3 protein-coding genes and 3 pseudogenes are annotated in these 3499 nt (G+C 69.3%); 5 read left to right on the forward strand and 1 reads right to left on the reverse strand.

The features are described 5' to 3' along the window. The 5 genes and pseudogenes from FCI23_RS54670 to FCI23_RS64725 all read left to right on the forward strand — a co-directional run. A pseudogene (locus tag FCI23_RS54670) lies at positions 1 to 195 on the forward strand (IS3 family transposase); the annotation flags it as partial. Positions 196 to 210: 15 nt separating this feature from the next. After that, positions 211 to 1443: a Dyp-type peroxidase gene (locus FCI23_RS54675; RefSeq protein WP_136731627.1), complete on the forward strand. Its 1233-nt coding sequence runs from the start codon at positions 211 to 213 to the stop codon at positions 1441 to 1443. Between the two features lie 349 nt (positions 1444 to 1792). Next, on the forward strand, positions 1793 to 1975 hold the full coding sequence (locus FCI23_RS54680; protein WP_136731628.1) for a hypothetical protein: 183 nt from the start codon (positions 1793 to 1795) through the stop codon (positions 1973 to 1975). Between the two features lie 128 nt (positions 1976 to 2103). Beyond that, positions 2104 to 2568, forward strand: a pseudogene (locus FCI23_RS54685) (class I SAM-dependent methyltransferase); the annotation flags it as partial. Between the two features lie 54 nt (positions 2569 to 2622). Continuing rightward, positions 2623 to 2841: pseudogene (locus FCI23_RS64725) on the forward strand (helix-turn-helix domain-containing protein); the annotation flags it as partial. 27 nt (positions 2842 to 2868) lie between these two features. Here the strand turns inward: FCI23_RS64725 and FCI23_RS54695 are convergent. Beyond that, positions 2869 to 3276, reverse strand: coding sequence for a hypothetical protein (locus FCI23_RS54695; protein ID WP_136731630.1), 408 nt, complete (start codon positions 3274 to 3276; stop codon positions 2869 to 2871). Between the last annotated feature and the right edge of the window lie 223 nt (positions 3277 to 3499).

The following is a 3499-nucleotide window of genomic DNA, read 5'->3' on the forward strand; positions in this document are numbered from 1 at the left end:
CCGTTCGACGTGCATTTCGGCCTCGCCGAACAGCTCCGCGAGATGCGCGCCGACGTCCTGGACGCCGTCTACGCCAAGCATCCCGAACGCTTCGTCCGCAAGGCCCCCGAGCCACCCAAGCTCCCCGAGGCCGCCTGGATCAACAAGCCCGACCAACCCCGACCGGACGAGCAAACAATCCCGACACAGGGATAGAACGATCTACCTGCCTTGATCACGTTGACAGGTTCCGCGCGGCGGTCGTTCCTTCAGGGCGCAGCCGCTGCCGGCGCCGTCGCAGCGGCGGGCGGGAGCCTGCTGGGCAACAGCGATACGGCCCAGGCCGCCACCCCGCCCGCCACCGGCGCCGTGCCGTTTTTCGGCAAACACCAGTCCGCCATCGTCACGCCGCCGAAAACTCCCCAGCCACAGGCGATCATCGCCTCCTTCGACGTGACCGCCAAGAACCGCGGTGAGCTCACCGACCTCTTCCGTACCCTCACCAGCCGGGCCCGTTTCCTCACCAGTGGCGGCCCCGCCCCGAGATCGGGACCTCAGTCACGGGGCACCGGTCTCCTCGGCAACACCGTGGTGCCGGACGGTCTGACCGTGACCGCTGGTGTCGGCGCGTCCTTGTTCGACCACCGCTTCGGGCTGGCCGGCCGCAAACCCGCAGAGCTGGCCACCATGCACGCCTTCGCCCACGACCATCTCAACCCCGACGAATGCCATGGCGATCTGAGCCTGCAGCTGTGCGCCAACCACAACGATGTGCTGCTGAACGCGCTGCGCGACATCCAGGACCACACCAAGAGCGCGATGCGGCTGCGCTGGAGCATCGATGGGTTCCGCCCCCCGCCCCGGCCGTCGGGGGACGCCCGTGATCTGCTCGGGTTCCAAGACGACGTCGCCGACTACTTCATCAGGAAAGCGAAGGACGGGTACAACCAGTTCGTCTGGGCGCATCCCGGCCGGCCCGAGCCTGCCTGGACCGCCGGCGGCACCTACCAGGTGATCCGCATCGTCCAGTTCCACCTCGACGCCTGGGAGCGGGTGCCGGAGGCCGAGCAGGAAAAGATCATCGGCCGTCACAAGGCCAGCGGCATACCCCTGAACGGTGGCACCAACGAGGAATCCCCGGTGGTCTACGACCCGGCAGGCAAGGTCATTGCGTTCAACTCCCATATCCGCCTTGCCAACCCGAAGACGGCCAAGGTGCCTGCCGTCCACATCTGGCGCCGCAGCTACGCCTACATACGCACCCCCCACGTCAAAGGGCACGTGGAGGCCGGGCACGCCTTCATCTGCTACCAGAGCAACCTGCGCACCTACGTCGACATGCAGACGCGGCTGGAAAACGAAATGCTCGTCCCCTACCTCAACCCGACCGGTGGCGGCTACTTCTTTGCCCTGCCGGGTGTGGCCGACGACCGGGACTACTTCGCCCGCAGGCTGTTGACCTGACTGGGCTACCTCGGCTGAGCCGAGACGGATGGTGCCCGATCACGGTCACGGATCCTCCACGCCGCCGTGCCTCGCCGAATCGTACAGCCGATCCGGCCCCACTCCCGGGCGATCGTCCCCAGCCCCACCCGATGGCCATCTGCCAGGTCCTCGGTGGCCACCAAGCCGCACTCTCCTCACCGACCGATACAGCAACGCGACCCTATCCGGCCGGGCTGAAAGCCCACTCGATGGACAGGCTCACGTACCGGCTCACCGCGCTGGTCTTCCCGCTGTGGACGCCGGCGTCTGAGTCGGATGTGGCGGGAGTTGTCAAGGCCCCGAGGCGCTGACACCCCCGAGGGGTATATTGGGCCGCCTTCCGGGTTTCCTGCTCGCCGTCTCGGCGGGCGTCCTCGCTCAGGCCGCCCGCGTCAGTTTGCAGGCGGCCTCGCGCCGCGCGCCGACCGGCCGCTTCCTCACCGCCGGCGACGGCGTGGCCGCACTGGTGGCCGCCGGTGCCACCGCCTTGGCGGTCCTGGCAGCTGGCTGACCACCCAGCGCGGTTGTATAGGTCGTAGCGGCCCCGTCCGCTCGTGTCCGAAGGGAACCGTCACCATGACCGCAGGCCCTGACATGCAGTCCCGTGCGGAGCGGCGATTCGCCGCCTGGTACGACCGGATGACTGCCCGTGTTGAGCGGGGCTGGGCCGGGCAACGCCGGGCCGCGCTGGTCGCGGACCTGACCGGTGAGGTGCTGGATCTCGGCGCCGGCACCGGCGCGAACCTGCGCCACTTCCGGGCCGCCGCCCATGTCACCGCCGTGGAGCCGTCAGCGGCGATGCGCGCCCAGCTCGTGACGAAGCTGGGCCATGTCTCGGTGCCGGTCGACGTCGTGGACGCCGGTGCGGAGGAACTGCCGTTCCCGGACGGGTACTTCGACGCCGTGGTGTGCACGCTGGTGCTGTGCACCGTCCCGGATCCGGACCGCGCCCTGGCCGAGGTCTGGCGGGTGCTGAAGTCCGACGGACGGCTGGTGTTCCTCGAACACGTCCGCGCTGCGGGGGTGGCCGCCCGTGCCCAGGACCTGATCACCCCGTTGGTGCGGCATCTCGGCGCGGGCTGCCACCCCAACCGCGACACCGTGGCCGCCATCGCCGCTGCCGGATTCATCGTCCAGGCTGTCGAGAGGTTCAAGCCGGTGCCCCGGCTGCCGCTGATCGCGCCGTTCGTCGCGGGCACCGCAGCACCCGCAGTCCGGCTGCAAGCCGCGGAACGCTTCGCGCGGGGCGAGTAGATCTCAGCGATCGCAGCGCACCTGCGGGTGAGCGAGCGGTCCGTGGAGCGCTGGCGCCGGGCCTGGCGCGACGCTGGCACGGCCACCCTGGCCTCGAAGGGGCCGATGGGTCGCCCCAAGCTCACCGTCGCTGCGATGCGTGGTTGACGATCAACGGGAACCAGAACTGTTCAACACCCAGACCGAACGGGACTGTGTGCTCCAGGGTTCGTCGGTGCGATTGTGGGCCTGGCAGACGCCGAGGTCCTCGTGTTCGTGCACGGCCCCCCGAAAGCCGTGCTCGGCGTTCAGCATGAGGACGTACTTCTCCTCCTCGTTCACGCCCCAGTGCGGGGGGTAAGCGCCGCCGCGGTTGCCCAACATCGACTCACCGACGTCCAACAGGAACGAGTTCAGGTAGACGATGCGCTGGACGGCGTCCGCTCCCGCCAGTCCCTCGCTGGTTGGAAGAGCGCCGTAGTAGGCCGTAGTAGGAGGAGCGCGCCCCGGTCCAGGGCGTCTGAACTGTTGGTTCGGAGAAGGCATCATCCGGCGCGAAGCGTCCGGCCACGTGGTCATCTTCCCGGGGCCAACCATCGGCCGCCCACTTCCACGCGGCGGCCCACCGCCGACGCACCACCGCAACCAGCACCATCGAGGTTGGCCCCGGGGACGGCTGCCCGTCATTGGGCGGTCTCAGGCGGCCCTGACTGCTCGGGAGGCCTCTATCAGGAGAACGGCCGCGGCGCGGGCCTGACGGGCGGGCTCGGGGGATCCCGCGATGGCCGCCGTGGTCATGGCG

Source organism: Actinacidiphila oryziradicis (assembly GCF_005047355.1).
Classification (GTDB): Bacteria; Actinomycetota; Actinomycetes; order Streptomycetales; family Streptomycetaceae; genus Actinacidiphila; species Actinacidiphila oryziradicis.

Excerpts from the sequence above, each read along its gene's own strand:
- FCI23_RS54695 (WP_136731630.1), bottom strand. The coding sequence starts at position 3,276 with ATGACCACGTGGCCGGACGCTTCGCGCCGGATGATGCCTTCTCCGAAC.